This is a genomic window from Candidatus Moraniibacteriota bacterium (genome assembly GCA_035390125.1).
GTDB lineage: Bacteria > Patescibacteriota > Minisyncoccia > Moranbacterales > GWC2-37-73 > DAOOTD01.
Map to the genome: position 1 here is coordinate 252853 of DAOOTD010000002.1, position 15163 is coordinate 268015.

Consider the following 15163-nt stretch of genomic DNA (forward strand, 5'->3'; position numbering starts at 1 on the left):
GTTTACCCCGGGCGAGTATTTTTATCGAAAAAATTGTTTTATATTTTTTTAAAAGGGTAAATGAAATAATTTTAAAAAGTAATTTGTTATTTTATTAGAATTAGATGGTAGGGAAAAAAACAGATTCAGAACAATTATCAAATCGGATCAGAATCAAAATCAAAGCGTATGATAATAAGGTTATTGATCAATCAGCGCGGAAGATTGTTGAGACAGCAGAAAGATCAGGATCTCGTATTACGGGTCCTGTTCCGCTTCCTACAGAGATCCATAAAATGACTGTTAATAAATCAACATTCGTTTATAAGGATGCAAGAGATCAATATGAAATGAGAATACACAAAAGACTCATTGATATATGGAATCCTAACCAGAAAACTGTGGAAAACCTGACAAGTTTGGATCTGCCTGCGGGAGTTGATATTGAAATAAAAATGTGACACAAGTAATTGCGGGTGCATAAGCAGTTTAATTTTGTTTAAAATCTCGCGATTATTTGTAAACTAGTTAAAGTCCGTTTAGGGCGGATACTCAACTAGCTAAGTCGGAAGTATTCCGACAAATGCTGGCTGAAAAGCTAGTTTTTTATTAGAAAAAAATTCAAAGAAAATTATGGCAAAATATATACTCGGAAAAAAAATAGGAATGACCACATTGTATGATAAAAATCAAGGAGCTTTAAATGTGACTCTTGTTGAGTGTCAACCAAATACAGTTTCCGTCCTAAAAAACAAGGAAAAAAATGGTTATAATGGAGTGCAATTAGAAATTTTAAAAACCAAAAATAAGGTTTATCGCAAGGAATTTCGTTTGGAAGAAGATCCTAAGAATGAGGTTGGTAGTAAAATCACTGTAGAAAATTTTCAGGTGGGTGACATAGTGAAAGTCAGCGGAATCTCAAAAGCTAAGGGTTTTCAAGGTGTTGTAAAAAGACACGGTTTCAAAGGTGCTCCAAAAAGCCATGGTCACAAGCATGATCTTAGAGCACCAGGATCAATCGGTGCACAGCAGCCGCAGCATGTTATTAAAGGAAAAAGAATGGCGGGAAGAACTGGAGGTAAAAGAGCAACAGTTAAAAATATGAAAATTGTGCATATAGATGTCGAGAAAAATATTTTGGCAATAAAAGGGGGAATCCCAGGTGTTTCTGGGAGAATAGTTGAAATAAGAGGGTAAATGTATTATATCCAATAATTATGGCAAAGGTTGCAGTATACAATTTAGAAGGTAAAAAAATAGAGGATCTGGAAGTTTCAGACGCTGTGTTTGGTTTGAAATTAAACAATGAATTGCTTCATCAGGTTTTTATGATTATTTCAGGTAACCAAAGAAACTCTATAGCTCACACAAAAGGCAAAGGAGAAGTGGCTGGAAGTGGGAAAAAACCATTTAGACAAAAAGGTACTGGAAATGCAAGACAAGGTCAAAAAAGAAATCCTGTAATGAAGGGTGGAGGCGTTTCTTTTGGGCCAACTAAAGATAGAAATTTTAAGAGAGCTTTGAACAAAAAAATGAAAAGCAAAGCTCTGTGTGTTTCAATAAGTGATAAACTTAATAATGGCAATTTGATAGCAGTTGACAGTTTTAAAATTGAAAAAAATAAAACAAAAATATTTGCTGAAGCTCTGAAAAATTTAGATATTAAAGGAAAAATATTGGTTAGTTTTTTAGATAAGGAAAAGGATTTAATATTAGCCAGTAGGAATATTAGAAATATCAAAAATATAATGACTAAGGATTTAAATGTTATGGAGTTGTTGAATAATAAGTATTTGCTGGTCAGCAAAGATTCAATAAAGTATATAGAGGATAAATATAAAAAATAGGTAGAAAATTTTATGGCAGAAAAAAAGGAAAAAAAACAACCAAAAGAGGTTATTGCAAAAAACAATAATATTTATATTAGTGATAATTCAGAAGTAGCCCGCAATGTTCTTGTTGAACCTTGGATTACAGAAAAATCTCATAATGGAATTATTGACAACAAATACACCTTTAGGATTTCTAAAGATGCAACAAAAAAACAAGTGAAAAATGCAATTGAAGGATTTTATAAAGTTAAAGTTGAAAAAATTAGCGTAGTTAATCTAAAGCCTAAATGGAGATCATATGGAAGATATGGAGGTAGTAAATCTGCTGTCAGAAAGGCGATAGTAACTTTAGAAAAAGGAGCTAAAATAGAATTATTTAGAGGAGTATAATAAAAATATGGCGATAAAAATATATAAGAAAAATACAGCCGGAAGGAGAAATATGTCGATTGTGAAACCGGATAATTTGACCGATAAAAAACCGGAAAAATATTTACTTTCACCGATAATTAAAAAATCAGGCAGATCTAATGGTAAAATATCCACCCGACATCAAGGGGGAGGTCACAAGAGGCGATATAGATTAGTTGATTTCAAACAGCAAAAATTCGATATTTCTGGAAGAATAGTGGCTATTGAGAAAGATCCTAATAGAAGTTCCCTTATAGCATTAGTTTCATATAAAGATGGAGATAAAAGATATATTTTAGCAACAGAAGAAATATCGGCAGGAGATCAAATTTTAACATCAGCCAATGCTCCTATAAAAAAGGGTAATAGGACATTATTGAAAAATATACCCTATGGAACAATTATTTCAAACGTTGAGTTGATGCCAGGTAAAGGCGGTCAAATTATAAGAAGCGCTGGAAGCGGAGCTATGCTAATGGCTATTGATGGAAAAATGGCTCAAATTAAAATGTCTTCAGGTGAAGTGCGTTTAATTAGTGAGAATTGTTATGCTACAATCGGAAGAGTAAGTAATTTTGAACATAGTGCGGAAAGGATTGGAAAAGCCGGAAGAAATAGGTGGAAAGGGAAAAGACCAGCGGTCAGAGGAAGTGCGATGAATCCCATAGATCATCCGCATGGAGGAGGAGAGGGTCGCCAGGGAGTAGGACTTAAATATCCCAAGACACCATGGGGAAAACCAGCATTAGGAAAAAAGACAAGGAAGAAAAAAAGATATAGTAATAAGTTTATAGTTAAAAGAAGATCTAAAAAATAAGAATTCATTTTTGAATAAATTATGTCGCGAAGTCTAAAAAAGGGTCCATATGTAGATCCAAGGTTGCTCAAAAAAGTTACTGATGCAAAACCAGGAGCTGGAATAATTAAGACATGGTCAAGAGCATGTGTTATTGCACCTGAAATGATAGGGCATACCTTTGGTGTACATAATGGAAAGGAATTTATATCTGTATATGTGACTGAAGAAATGGTAGGCCACAGGCTAGGAGAATTTTCCCCAACACGTAAGTTTACAAGACATGGAGGAAAAATGCAGAAAGAATTGGAACTGGCTGCAAAACAAAAGGTGCAGGAAGCAGCTAAAGCAGCTAAAGAGGAAGCAGTAAGTAATGGGAAAGGGAAAAAATAATTATGATGTTAGAATTTTTAAAATATTATGAAAGTTAAGGCAACGCTAAAAAATTTAAGAATTTCTCCGAGAAAAGTACGTCTAGTCACAGGCAGTATTATAGGTATGGACTCAAATTCAGCCTTAGTTCAACTTAAGCATGTAGTTAAAAAAACAAGCGGAATATTGGAAAAACTTCTGATTAGCGCATTAGCAAATGCAGAAAACAATTTTGGTTTAGACAGAGATAATATGTTTGTAAGTAACATAACTGTAGAAGAAGGTTCCAGACTGAAGAGATGGCTACCTAGGGCGCAAGGAAGAGCTACTCTTATTTTAAAGCGCACTTGTCATATTAAAATGGAGATTGAGGAAAGAGTAGAGGGTAAAAATAGGAAATCTAAGCAACAATTGGAAAAAGAACGTGCAAAACGTGAGGCAGAAAAAAAGAAAATTCTAGAAGAAAATGAAAAGAGGCTTGAAAAAGAAGAAAAAGAAAGGCAAAATGAAGAAATAAAATCTACAGAAAAATCTTCTGCAGAAAAGATGTTACCGAAAAGCGAGACAGTAAAAAAAGGACAGGAAAAAGGTTTCTTAAAAAAAGTTTTTCAACGGAAATCAGTATAGTTAAAGATTAAAAATCAAATACGAATAAATAGTATGGTTGTAGGTTTTATATGGAAAATATTAAAGTAGTGTGAATTATTAATTAGTATAGAAAATCAATCATGGGACATAAAGTTAATCCAACAGGTCTGCGCCTCGGGATTACCACAACATGGAAATCACGATGGTTTGCAGGAAAAGATTATAAGAAAAAACTCAAAGAGGATGTTCAGATCCGTAGTTTTGTCATGAAGAAATGGAAAACAGCTGCAATAGCTGATGTTGAAATTGAACGCAATGCTAATACTCTAAATTTGATAATCAAAACATCTCGCCCGGGAGTTTTGATAGGTAGGGGGGGGACCGGAATTGGAGATATGATCAAAATCGTAAAAGATAAATTTTTTGCCGGTAAAAAGATAGATTTAAAAATCGAAGCTCAAGAAGTTAGGCAATTTGAAGAAAATGCTTCTTTAGTTGCTCAAAATGTGTCAGAACAATTAGAAAAAAGAATTCCATTTAGAAGGATTTTAAAATCGTCACTAGATCAGGTTGAAAAAAATAAGAACATTAAAGGAGTTAAAATTGAAGTATCTGGGCGCTTAGGTGGGGCTGAAATGTCCAGAAGAGAATGGCTCTCAAGGGGAACTGTGCCGCTACACACACTTAGGGCTGATATTGATTTTGCTAGAGCGACTGCTTTTACAACATATGGAGCAATTGGAGTAAAAGTTTGGATTTATAAAGGAGAGATTTTTGAACGTGAGTAATTATGAATCAATGATAAATATATTAGGATGAATTCAATTAAAAATTAGATAAGTTTGCAAATATATGTTAATGCCGAAAAAAGTAAAACACAGAAAAATACACCGAGGCGGAGCCATCCGCGGGGTTGCAACCAAAGGAAATACGATAAGTTTTGGAAGTTTTGGGCTTAAAGCAATGACCTCAGGTTTAATTTCCGCCCGTCAAATAGAAGCAGCTCGTCGTGCTATGACAAGATACATAAAGCGTGGAGGAAAAATTTGGATTAGAATTTTTCCTGACAAGCCTATGACAAAAAAGGGTGACGAAACTCCTATGGGTAAAGGTAAGGGTAGTGTTGATCATTTTGTAGCTAAAACAAAACAAGGCAGAGTTTTATTTGAAATGGATGGAGTTTCAGAAGATTTAGCTAGAGAAGCAATGCGTCTAGCATCTCACAAACTAAATGTAAAAACGAAATTTTTGGTTAAAGATAAATAATATGGACATCAAAGAAATTAGAAATATGAATATTGAACAGCTAAAAAAACTTGTTGAGGAAAAAAGATCACAGGTAGTTAAGCTTAAGTTTGATATTTCCGCCAAACAATTGAAAAATCATAGGCAATACAGAACTATCAGAAAAGATATATCTCAAATATTAACGATAATAAAAGAAGTTGAAAAATAACAAGGAAATCACAAATATGGATAAAAAAATAGCCAAGAAAAAAGGAATAGTTATTAGTGATAAAATGGATAAAACAATCATTGTTGCTGTCCGTACCATGAAAACGCATCCGAAATATTTAAAGAAATATTTAGCAAAGAAAAAATATAAAGTTCATGATCCTGAGAATAAATTTAAAAAAGGTGATACAGTTGAGTTTGTCCAATGTAAACCCATAAGTAAAGATAAAAGTCATATAGTAGCATAACATTTGTATAAGAAAAATATATTATAAATTCGATAAAATTATATGATTCAGGCAGAAACAAGATTAAAAGCAGCTGACAACACTGGAGCTAAAATAATAGAATGCTTTAAGGTTCTTGGCGGTACACGCAGACGATATGCTTCTATCGGAGATATAATTGTTTGCAGTGTTAAATCAGCAGAACCAAGGGGTATGATTAAAAAAGGAGAAAAAGTACGTGCAGTTATTGTACGTCAGAAAAAGGCACTACGCAGAAAAGATGGGTCTTACATACGTTTTGATGAAAATGCTGCCGTAATTTTAGAAGGAAAAGAACCTAAAGGAACTAGAATCTTCGGACCAGTTACAAGGGAATTGAGAGAAAAAGGATATACAAAAATAATTTCATTAGCACCGGAAGTACTATAAAAATAATATTGAAGAAAATATAAATTATATGAGAATTAAAAAAGGCGATATAGTAAAGAAAATAACAGGTAAAGATAAAGGAAAAGAAGGAAAAGTTATCCGTACCATTCCTGTTGAAAATAAAATTGTCGTTGAAAAGATGAATATAATAAAAAAGCATCAAAAACCTCGCAGGCAGGGAGAAAAAGGTCAACGCGTGGAAATACCGGCGCCTTTTGATGTTTCGAATGCAATTCTTGTTTGTCCTGCATGTGGGAAAACAACCAGAGTTTCATATAAGTTTGTTAATGATAAAAAATTGCGTATCTGTAAAAAATGTAGTAAAGAATTTTAATACTATTTCTAAAATATGAACATAATTCCAATAAGAGATAAATATTTTAATAAAGCTATATCTGAAATGAAGAAAAATTTCGGATATAAGAATGTTATGGCAGTGCCTAGGATTAAAAAGGTTATTGTTAATGTTGGAATTGGAAAAATAGCCAAAGAAAACGATAAAATTGAAGAAGTCGTAAATTCAATTACTGCGATTACAGGACAGAAGCCTGTTAAAGTAAAAGCAAAAAAAGCTATTTCTGGTTTTAAAGTAAGAGAAGGCATGGAAGTCGGAGTAAAAGTGACTTTACGTGGAAAAAGAATGTGGCAATTTATTGATCGATTAGTTAGTGCAACTCTTCCGAGAACAAGAGATTTTCAGGGAATTAATATAAAATCAGTTGATAATGGTGGTAATCTCAATATAGGCATAAAAGAGCATATGATTTTTCCAGAAATTTCTCCTGAAAAAGTAAAATATACTTTTGGATTACAGACAACTATTTCAACAGATGCAAATTCACAAAAAGAGGGGCTGGAATTGTTTAAATTATTGGGTTTTCCCATAAAAAATGATAATTAATAAAGGATAATAAAATGGCTAAGACATCCACATACGCTCGAGCAGAAAAAAAACCAAAGTTTTCAACACGCATAGTGCGCCGTTGTTGGCGGTGCGGGCGGAAGCATGGATATATTCGTGCTTATGATATATGCAGAATTTGTTTTAGAGAATTAGCCAGTAAAGGAGAACTGCCGGGAGTTAAAAAAAGCAGCTGGTAAAAAAAAGTGCAATTAATATTATAAATAATAGATTTTTGAGTTTTAAATTTTGAATTAAATAAAGAATATGTTAGATCCAATAGCAGACATGCTTACAAGAATTAGAAACGCACAAAGAGCGAAACATAATGAAGTTTTAGTTCCTTTTTCAGCGTTGAAAATGTCTATTGCTGAAATTTTAAAGCAACGCAATTTTATAGAATCAGTTGAAAAAAAGACTGAAGGTAATTTTTCAATGTTGAAAATTATTCTAAAATATGACGTGCTTTCTAACACTGAAAAAAACCCTGCCATTAGGGAGATAAAAAGAATTAGCCGCCAGGGCCAAAGGATTTATGTTAAAAAAGATGGCATAAAAAGAGTTAAAAATGGATATGGTATTTCAGTGATATCAACATCAAAAGGGATTATGACCGGAGAAAATGCCAAAAAAATAGGATTGGGAGGAGAGATAATTTGTGAAGTTTGGTAAGATTATATAATTTATAATAATTATGAGTAGAATAGGAAAAAAACCATTAATTATTCCCCAGGATGTAATAGTAACGATAGATAAAAATCTAGTTACTGTTAAAGGTTCTAAAGGTGCTCTTGAATTCGAACATAATTTCAATGTTTCAGTTAAAGTTGTAGAAAATAATGTTATTATCGAGAAAGAAGGGAAAAGCAAAGATACTCCTGCAATTTGGGGAACAACAGCTAGAATTATTGAAAATATGATTGAAGGAGTGTCGAAGGGATTCAAGAAACAACTTGAATTAAATGGTGTTGGTTTTCGCATGTCAGTTGCTGGCAAAAAAATTAATCTAGCCTTAGGATTTTCACACCCAGTTGTAGTTGATGTGCCTGAAGGCATAGATGTTTCGATAGAAGGCAACACTATGACTATATCAGGTATAGACAAGCATAAAGTTGGCCAATTCTCGGCAAATATCAGGGCATTTAAACCAGTAGAACCTTATAAAGGAAAAGGTTTTAAATATGTTGGAGAATATGTACGCAGAAAAGAAGGTAAAAAGTCAGCCAAATAAAAAATATAAAGTATAGAAAGTTATGATAAAGACAGAAAAAAAATCAAGCCGTTTGCAGAGGAAAAAAAGAGTTCGGGCAAAAGTCTTTGGAACCGCTGAACGTCCCCGTTTAGCTGTGTTTAAAAGTCTGCACGGGATATATGCGCAAGTTATTGATGATGCTAAAGGTAAAACCCTTGCTAGTGCAAGTCTTTCGGAAATAAAGAAAATTAAAAATACTATGGATGGTGCAAAGGAAGTTGGAAAACTTATAGCAAAAAAATGCATAGAGATTAAGATAACATCAGTGGTATATGATCGTGCAGGCTATAAATATCATGGTAAGATAAGATTTTTAGCAGAAGGTGCAAGAGAGGGTGGGTTAAAATTTTAATCAATAAATAACAAGATTGAATTGTTCATATTATGAATAAGAAAAATAATAAAAAAAATATACGCCGAGAAAAGCCAGAATTCGAACAGAAACTTCTTGATTTGGCTCGCGTTACCCGCGTGGTAAAAGGAGGACGCAGATTCCGTTTTCGTGCAACCTTAGTTATAGGTGATAGAAAGGGGAAGGTTGGCGTTGGTGTTGCAAAAGGAGCTGATGTTTCTGATGCTATTCAAAAAGCTTATAATGACGCAAAAAAATCACTTATTACAGTAAAGCTCTCAGGAAACACTATTTCTCATGATGTTAAAATGAAATTAGGAAGCGCTAAAGTTATGCTTAAGCCAGTATCAGAGGGACGTGGTGTAATAGCAGGAGGAGCTGTACGCGCAGTAGTTGATTTAGCCGGAGTAAGAGACATTGTTTCAAAATCTCTTGGTACCTCAAATAAGCTTAATGTAGCTAGAGCTACGGTTGCAGCTTTAAAAAGTTTAAAAAAACCAAAAATCAAAGAAAGTAAAGAAGAAAATAAATAAAATATTTTTCAGGATAATATTATGCAAATTCACCAACTTAAAATTAAAAAACGCAAGACTAAAAAAACGGTCGGCCGTGGCGGTAAAAGAGGAACATATTCAGGTCGTGGAAATAAAGGTCAAAAAGCAAGGTCAGGAGCACCAATTGATCCACTTTTTGAAGGAGGAAGATCTTCTTTAATCATGCGTTTGAAAAAAGTTAGAGGATTTAAATCTGTTAGTCTTAAAAAAAATGTAGTGAAACTCGATGCTCTTGAGAAATCATTTAAGGATGGGGATATAGTTTCTATGGAAAGCCTGATATCATCAAAACTTATAAAAAAATCTGATAAAAAAAATAGTGTCAAAATTCTGGCTACAGGAATAATTAAAAAGAAACTTACAATTTCAAGTGGAATTTTTCTTTCACAAACCGCTAAAGATGCTATTATTAAAGCAGGCGGGAAAATACAAAATTCAGAAAAATAATTTTTTAGCTAATTGACAACTTTAAGAGAAAAAACTAATTCATAAAGGGGATTTAAAATCTTTCTTATGTTAGAAAAAATAACGCAAATTTTCAAAGTACGAGAACTTAGAAATAAGATATTTTTTATATTGGTTATTCTTGTTATTTTTAGAATTGCAGCAAACATTCCTCTACCAGGAGTTAATGTTGATCAATTGCGCAGTCTTTTCGAAAGCAATCAGCTTCTCGGAATGCTGAATATATTTTCAGGAGGAGGTCTTTCGAATATATCTATTGTTATGCTTGGAGTTGGTCCATATATTACAGCTTCAATCATTATGCAGCTTTTAACTATGGTAGTTCCTCGCATTGAACAAATGTATAAAGAAGAAGGCGAGGCAGGAAGGCAAAAGTTTAATATGTGGACGAGATGGTTTACTGTTCCATTGGCAGCATTGCAGACATTCAGCATGATTACGCTTCTGCGTTCACAAAATGTCCTTCAGGTGACATCTGTTTATGATGTTGCAACTATTGTTATAGTAGCTACAGCTGGTACAATTTTACTTATGTGGCTCGGTGAACTTATAACCGAAAAAGGAATAGGCAATGGAGTGTCGCTCATAATATTTGCCGGAATCGTAAGCTCATTACCATCTGGTTTTTCACAAGTATTACTGACTTTTGATTCAACTCAAATTTTTATATATGCTGCTCTTTTAATAGCAACTCTTATAACTATAGCTGGGATAGTTATGGTTACGGAAGGGCAACGCAATATTCCAGTTTCCTATGCAAAACGAATTAGGGGAGATAAGACCTATGGAGGTGTGCAATCGCATCTTCCACTTCGTGTAAATCAAGCAGGCGTAATTCCAATAATATTCGCTATGTCCATAATGCTCTTTCCCGGAATGATAGCCTCTTTTTTGATGAAGGTTAATAATCAATTCGTCGCTAATAGTGCCGAATTCATATATAATCTTTTTCAGAACCAATGGTTTTATGGTGGACTTTATTTTTTGCTAGTTGTCATGTTTACATATTTTTATACAGCCGTAGTGTTTGATCCGGTTAAGATTTCTGAGAATCTTCAAAAACAAGGCGGATACGTTCCTGGTATACGTCCTGGAAAAACAACGGCAGATTTTCTTTATAAAATCATGAACCGTATTACTCTGACGGGTTCAATTTTTTTAGGAGCAATTGCAGTCCTTCCTTTTGTTATTCAAGGTCTGACAAATATACAATTTATCAGGATAGGAGGTACAAGCATACTTATAGTAGTAGCAGTTGTTATAGAGACAATAAAGCAAATAGAAAGTCAGTTAGTAATGAGAGATTACGAAGGATTTTAAAAAATAAAATTTGAGACGAAAATGAATCTTATAATATTTGGTCCGCAGGGATGTGGTAAGGGGACACAAGCAGAAAAAATTTCCGAAAAATATAACCTTGTGCATATTGAAACGGGAAACATTTTTCGTAAAATTGGTAGAGAGAATACATCCTTAGGCAAAAAAATCAGCATTTTAAATGAAAAAAAGGAAATGATTCCTGATGAAATAATGGTTGAAGTTCTTGGCAACGAGCTTAAAAAAGTTCCAGCCGAAAAAGGTATAATATTGGACAGCGCGCCAAGACTTACAAGTCAGATTACGCTCATAGAAAATATGCTGAAAAATATTAACAGGTCTATAGATAGGGCTATATCCATAACTCTGTCGCGTGAGGAATCTATAAAAAGAATAAGCAAACGTTACATCTGTCCTTCGTGTAATAAGCAATTTATTTTAGGTGAAGATATAGAAAATAAAAACATGCCTTGTCCAAAGTGTGGCGATCAGATCAGGCAGCGTTTTGATGATACTCCGGAAGGTGTTAAAAAACGTCTTGATACATTTCAAAAAGTCACTGTTCCTGTCATTGAATATTACCGGAAAAAAGATATGCTTGTTGAGGTGGATGGCAGGCAAAGCGTAGAAAAAGTTTTTAAGGATATTATAGAAAATTTATAAATATGGGCATTTCAGTTAAAACCGAACAAGAAATTGCAATTATGCGAAAAGCTGGTCATATGCTGGCGGAAATCATGAAAGAGTTGGAAAAAGAAATCAAGCCTGGCATAGACACTTTGCAACTGGACAAGCTCTCTGAAGAGCTTGTTTTTGCGCGTGGTGCCAAGCCGGCTTTTAAAGGCTATGGAGAGGGCATAAATTTATTCCCAGCTACGATATGTGCTTCTCTGAATGATGAGGTTGTGCACGGCATTCCAAATCCAAGTAGGACATTAAATGAAGGTGATCTTCTTAAAATTGATATCGGTATTGAAATAGATGGATATTTTTCTGATATGGCGCGCACTTTTGCAGTTGGTAAAATCAGTGACGAAGCTAAAATGCTTATGGAAATTACGGAAAAATCTTTTTGGAAAGGCGTAGCTAAATTAAAAGACGGTGCCAATCTCAGCGAATATTCTAAGACTGTGCAGAAAATTGTTGAAGCGGCAGGTTTTTCAGTGGTCAAGAACTTGGTCGGGCACGGAATCGGAAAAAAACTTCATGAAGAACCCCAGGTTTTGAATTATTTTGAAAATGGATACAGAGATGTTGTTTTAAAAAAGGGAATGACATTGGCATTGGAACCAATGGTTAATCAAGGCGATTATAAAACGGTTTTAGGAAAAGATGACTGGGTTTTTTCTACAGCTGATGGAAAACTTAGCGCGCATTATGAAAACACGATTTTGATTACGGAAAATGGAGTGGAAGTGTTAACAAAATAGAGCACAAGAAATAAAAGGCGATAAAGTTTTTTTAAATAAAAACCCCCTCAATAGTCTATGACTACCAAGGGGGCATGGGCGGAAGGGCACAGAGGGTTTATTTTTTTGCCACTTCCTTAGATTTTTTTAGCTTATAATTTCCCTGTCTTGGCCACAGTAATATAGCCAAGAGAGCAAAAATAAAGAACATTAGCCAGGCCACATATGGAGGGCTGCTTAATAGGTAACCCTGCCACTTTTCTTCCATGTAAGTGTAGCATATGGCTTTAAATCCAAAGTACATAAGATACAAAGAAAATAATCCAAAGGCTACTGAGAATGCCCATTTAAAATCTCTAAAGTCTTTTTTATTCATAATTTCCTCCATTTTTAAATAACAATTATTTTATTTTTTACTAGCCTTCAATACTAGCATAAATTTATGAAAATGTCAATAGCTGGTCAAAATGAGGCTCTGATAGGGCACATTTTGGGCATAGATTTCGGTAAATCAAAAATAGGATTGGCTATAGCCGATGAAGAAACGCGGATGGCTTTTGCTTTGGACACATTTCTAAATAACAAAAATTTTTTCGAAAAACTGGATGAAATTGTAAAAAAAGAAAATGTAAAAACTATAATCATAGGCATAACAACTCATAATAAAGACATTAAGAGTGCAGAAGAAAAATCTGATTTTGCTGAAATGATTAAAGAAAAAACTGGGCTGCCGGTAATGTTTCAGGAGGAAATGTTTACAACTAAAATAGCTCAGGATAACATAAAAAAACACGGAAAAAAGAATATAAGCCAGTCAGACGATAAAGAAGCGGCTAGAATTATTTTACAGGAATGGCTGGACCAGAATCTCTAGAATCTCAAAATTTAAAACTTTCATTGAAAGTTTAAAGTTTTGGGATTTTATGCTATAATAAAGATAAGTTTAGTGTATTAAATAACAAAATAACTAAAAAAATAATGAACGAAAACCAACCCTATTTATCAATAGTTATACCGGCCTACAAAGAGGGGGAGCGCATCGGTCAAAATCTTCTGGAAATAGAAAAGTTTCTATCAGTCAACAACTACAGTTATGAAATTATTGTAGTTGTGGATGGATCTCCTGATAATACCGCTGAAATAGTCAGAAATTATTCTAATCAGATAAAAAACATCCGGCTGATCAATAATAAAGAAAATCATGGCAAAGGCTATGTGGTTAGGCAGGGTCTTCTTGAATCGAAAGGTAAATATGTGGTTTTTCTCGATGCAGATGGATCGACATCAATAACTCATGTAGAAAAATTTTTGCCCGAACTAGAAAAAGGAGCAGATGTTGTTATTGGATCCCGGAAAATAAAAGGTTCCTTTATACAGGTTCACCAGCCCAAGTATAGGGAAATTATGGGAGAAGGAGGTAATTGGCTTATACGCATAGTCCTTGGACTTTGGAGTTTTCCAGACACACAGTGTGGGTTTAAAATGTTAACCAATAAGGCAGCACATGAAGTTTCTAAGCGTATGGTTGTTGATAGGTTTGGATTTGATTTTGAATTAATAATATTAGCCAAAAAACTTGGATTTAAAATAAAGCAAATGCCGGTACGTTGGCTGAATGAAGAAGGTTCAACAGTAAGCCTAACCGGACCAAATGGTTTTATACAAGTATTAATTGATTTATTTAAGACAAAAGGAAGATTAATTGCTGGAAACTATAAAATTAAGAAAATTAAACCATCAAATAAATAATTCAGATTTTTTAATATTGATCTGATTTAATAAGGATAAAAAACAAAAAGTGCCTAAAACAAAGATAAAAAAGAAAAATATTGCGGCATCTGAACTCAGACAGGATCTGGTTTCTGGCGATTGGGTTGTTATTGCGACAGGACGGGCTAAACGTCCGGACGATTTTGCTATTTTTCAAAGGATTCAAGATGATAAAGGTATAGAAAAATGTCTCTTTGAAGATCCAGTAGCCTCTGGGCAAGAAAAAGATGTGCTTATATATAAAAAGTCTGATGACGAATGGACACTCAGAGTTTTTCCCAACAAATATCCATCTTTTTGCAGTGTTAGTTTAGTAAAATCATTGGCAGAAGGTCCATATTTTGCTATGCCGGGAGCTGGCTATCACGAAATAATAGTTACTAGAGACCATTACAGACAGCTGGCTCTTATGAATACCATTGAAGTTGCAGAAGTATTCGATGCTTATCAAGAAAGATTTATAGATCTGATGAATAAAAGGAATGTAAATTATATTGCAATTTTCCATAATCATGGAAAAGAGGCTGGCGCATCAATATCTCATCCGCACTCACAGCTTATGGCCATTCCGGTAGTGGCACCTTATATAAAGTTGGAATTAGATGGAGCCGAGCAATACTACAGGAGCAATAAACATTGCGTATATTGCATAATGGCGGAATATGAAAGTATTGAAAAAAAACGGGTAGTTTTTGAAAACGAAGAATTCATTGCATTTTGTCCTTTTGCCTCAAGAGCCGCATTTGAAGTTTGGGTTATGCCGAAAAAACACAGCCCATATTTTGAAAGGATTACCGATGATCAGAAAATAAAATTAGCGGAGGTTTTTCAAAAAGGATTGGGATCAATTTATAAAGCTCTTAATGATCCACCATATAATTTTTATATCCATACTTCGCCATGCGACGGAAGAGACTATGCTCATTTTCACTGGCATATTGAAATTTTGCCGCATACCGCAACTTGGGCGGGATTTGAATTGGAAACCGGCATTGAAGTTTCTACGATTCAACCGGAAATAGCGGCGGAATTTCTCAGAAAACAACTTTAAAAT

General features: G+C 33.9%; 27 protein-coding genes. 26 read left to right on the forward strand and 1 reads right to left on the reverse strand.

What is annotated here, in order from left to right; all coding sequences use genetic code 11:
* Positions 1-104: 104 nt before the first annotated feature.
* The 23 genes from rpsJ to map all read left to right on the forward strand — a co-directional run bounded on the left by rpsJ (position 105) and on the right by map (position 12360).
* Entirely contained in the window at positions 105-440 is a 336-nt protein-coding gene (gene rpsJ / locus PLR68_03200; GenBank protein ID HOW60726.1) for a 30S ribosomal protein S10, read from the forward strand.
* A 172-nt stretch (positions 441-612) separates the two neighbouring features.
* Positions 613-1176, forward strand: coding sequence for a 50S ribosomal protein L3 (gene rplC, locus PLR68_03205; GenBank protein HOW60727.1), 564 nt, complete (start codon positions 613-615; stop codon positions 1174-1176).
* A 20-nt stretch (positions 1177-1196) separates the two neighbouring features.
* On the forward strand, positions 1197-1826 hold the full coding sequence (gene rplD, locus PLR68_03210; GenBank protein HOW60728.1) for a 50S ribosomal protein L4: 630 nt from the start codon (positions 1197-1199) through the stop codon (positions 1824-1826).
* A gap of 12 nt (positions 1827-1838) precedes the next feature.
* Complete coding sequence (rplW, locus tag PLR68_03215; GenBank protein HOW60729.1) at positions 1839-2201, forward strand: 50S ribosomal protein L23; 363 nt, start codon at positions 1839-1841, stop codon at positions 2199-2201.
* Positions 2202-2208: 7 nt separating this feature from the next.
* Positions 2209-3039, forward strand: coding sequence for a 50S ribosomal protein L2 (rplB, locus tag PLR68_03220; GenBank protein ID HOW60730.1), 831 nt, complete (start codon positions 2209-2211; stop codon positions 3037-3039).
* A gap of 21 nt (positions 3040-3060) precedes the next feature.
* Positions 3061-3411 carry a 30S ribosomal protein S19 gene (gene rpsS / locus PLR68_03225; GenBank protein ID HOW60731.1) on the forward strand — a complete coding sequence of 117 codons (351 nt, stop codon included), beginning with the start codon at positions 3061-3063 and terminating at the stop codon, positions 3409-3411.
* 27 nt (positions 3412-3438) lie between these two features.
* Entirely contained in the window at positions 3439-4017 is a 579-nt protein-coding gene (rplV, locus tag PLR68_03230; protein HOW60732.1) for a 50S ribosomal protein L22, read from the forward strand.
* Positions 4018-4118: 101 nt separating this feature from the next.
* Positions 4119-4766 carry a 30S ribosomal protein S3 gene (gene rpsC / locus PLR68_03235; GenBank protein HOW60733.1) on the forward strand — a complete coding sequence of 216 codons (648 nt, stop codon included), beginning with the start codon at positions 4119-4121 and terminating at the stop codon, positions 4764-4766.
* 64 nt (positions 4767-4830) lie between these two features.
* On the forward strand, positions 4831-5244 hold the full coding sequence (gene rplP, locus PLR68_03240) for a 50S ribosomal protein L16 (protein HOW60734.1): 414 nt from the start codon (positions 4831-4833) through the stop codon (positions 5242-5244).
* A 1-nt stretch (position 5245) separates the two neighbouring features.
* On the forward strand, positions 5246-5434 hold the full coding sequence (gene rpmC, locus PLR68_03245; GenBank protein ID HOW60735.1) for a 50S ribosomal protein L29: 189 nt from the start codon (positions 5246-5248) through the stop codon (positions 5432-5434).
* Between the two features lie 16 nt (positions 5435-5450).
* Positions 5451-5681: a 30S ribosomal protein S17 gene (gene rpsQ / locus PLR68_03250; GenBank protein ID HOW60736.1), complete on the forward strand. Its 231-nt coding sequence runs from the start codon at positions 5451-5453 to the stop codon at positions 5679-5681.
* 42 nt (positions 5682-5723) lie between these two features.
* Positions 5724-6089 carry a 50S ribosomal protein L14 gene (rplN, locus tag PLR68_03255; GenBank protein HOW60737.1) on the forward strand — a complete coding sequence of 122 codons (366 nt, stop codon included), beginning with the start codon at positions 5724-5726 and terminating at the stop codon, positions 6087-6089.
* A 28-nt stretch (positions 6090-6117) separates the two neighbouring features.
* Positions 6118-6423 (forward strand): 50S ribosomal protein L24, encoded by a 306-nt coding sequence (gene rplX, locus PLR68_03260; GenBank protein ID HOW60738.1) that lies wholly within the window; start codon positions 6118-6120, stop codon positions 6421-6423.
* 15 nt (positions 6424-6438) lie between these two features.
* Positions 6439-6990, forward strand: a complete 552-nt coding sequence (gene rplE / locus PLR68_03265; GenBank protein ID HOW60739.1) for a 50S ribosomal protein L5 — start codon at positions 6439-6441, stop codon at positions 6988-6990.
* A gap of 14 nt (positions 6991-7004) precedes the next feature.
* Entirely contained in the window at positions 7005-7190 is a 186-nt protein-coding gene (locus tag PLR68_03270) for a type Z 30S ribosomal protein S14 (protein ID HOW60740.1), read from the forward strand.
* A 67-nt stretch (positions 7191-7257) separates the two neighbouring features.
* Complete coding sequence (gene rpsH / locus PLR68_03275) at positions 7258-7662, forward strand: 30S ribosomal protein S8 (protein ID HOW60741.1); 405 nt, start codon at positions 7258-7260, stop codon at positions 7660-7662.
* Positions 7663-7684: 22 nt separating this feature from the next.
* Entirely contained in the window at positions 7685-8221 is a 537-nt protein-coding gene (gene rplF / locus PLR68_03280; protein HOW60742.1) for a 50S ribosomal protein L6, read from the forward strand.
* A 22-nt stretch (positions 8222-8243) separates the two neighbouring features.
* Positions 8244-8594, forward strand: a complete 351-nt coding sequence (rplR, locus tag PLR68_03285) for a 50S ribosomal protein L18 (protein ID HOW60743.1) — start codon at positions 8244-8246, stop codon at positions 8592-8594.
* Between the two features lie 32 nt (positions 8595-8626).
* Positions 8627-9127: a 30S ribosomal protein S5 gene (rpsE, locus tag PLR68_03290; GenBank protein HOW60744.1), complete on the forward strand. Its 501-nt coding sequence runs from the start codon at positions 8627-8629 to the stop codon at positions 9125-9127.
* A 21-nt stretch (positions 9128-9148) separates the two neighbouring features.
* The gene (gene rplO / locus PLR68_03295) at positions 9149-9595 is read left to right on the forward strand and encodes a 50S ribosomal protein L15 (GenBank protein ID HOW60745.1); all 447 of its coding nucleotides are present in this window, start codon (positions 9149-9151) and stop codon (positions 9593-9595) included.
* 66 nt (positions 9596-9661) lie between these two features.
* The gene (secY, locus tag PLR68_03300) at positions 9662-10933 is read left to right on the forward strand and encodes a preprotein translocase subunit SecY (protein ID HOW60746.1); all 1272 of its coding nucleotides are present in this window, start codon (positions 9662-9664) and stop codon (positions 10931-10933) included.
* Between the two features lie 21 nt (positions 10934-10954).
* On the forward strand, positions 10955-11593 hold the full coding sequence (locus PLR68_03305; protein HOW60747.1) for a nucleoside monophosphate kinase: 639 nt from the start codon (positions 10955-10957) through the stop codon (positions 11591-11593).
* Between the two features lie 2 nt (positions 11594-11595).
* Positions 11596-12360, forward strand: coding sequence for a type I methionyl aminopeptidase (gene map, locus PLR68_03310; GenBank protein ID HOW60748.1), 765 nt, complete (start codon positions 11596-11598; stop codon positions 12358-12360).
* Between the two features lie 97 nt (positions 12361-12457).
* Here map and PLR68_03315 read toward each other — a convergent pair whose 3' ends face one another.
* Positions 12458-12715, reverse strand: a complete 258-nt coding sequence (locus PLR68_03315) for a hypothetical protein (protein ID HOW60749.1) — start codon at positions 12713-12715, stop codon at positions 12458-12460.
* Between the two features lie 66 nt (positions 12716-12781).
* On the opposite strand from PLR68_03315, the gene ruvX reads away from it, so the two are divergent.
* From ruvX to PLR68_03330, 3 genes are all read left to right on the forward strand, one after another.
* The gene (ruvX, locus tag PLR68_03320) at positions 12782-13213 is read left to right on the forward strand and encodes a Holliday junction resolvase RuvX (protein HOW60750.1); all 432 of its coding nucleotides are present in this window, start codon (positions 12782-12784) and stop codon (positions 13211-13213) included.
* Between the two features lie 104 nt (positions 13214-13317).
* The gene (locus PLR68_03325; protein ID HOW60751.1) at positions 13318-14088 is read left to right on the forward strand and encodes a glycosyltransferase family 2 protein; all 771 of its coding nucleotides are present in this window, start codon (positions 13318-13320) and stop codon (positions 14086-14088) included.
* Between the two features lie 49 nt (positions 14089-14137).
* Positions 14138-15160, forward strand: coding sequence for a DUF4921 family protein (locus tag PLR68_03330; protein ID HOW60752.1), 1023 nt, complete (start codon positions 14138-14140; stop codon positions 15158-15160).
* The last annotated feature ends 3 nt before the right edge of the window (positions 15161-15163 follow it).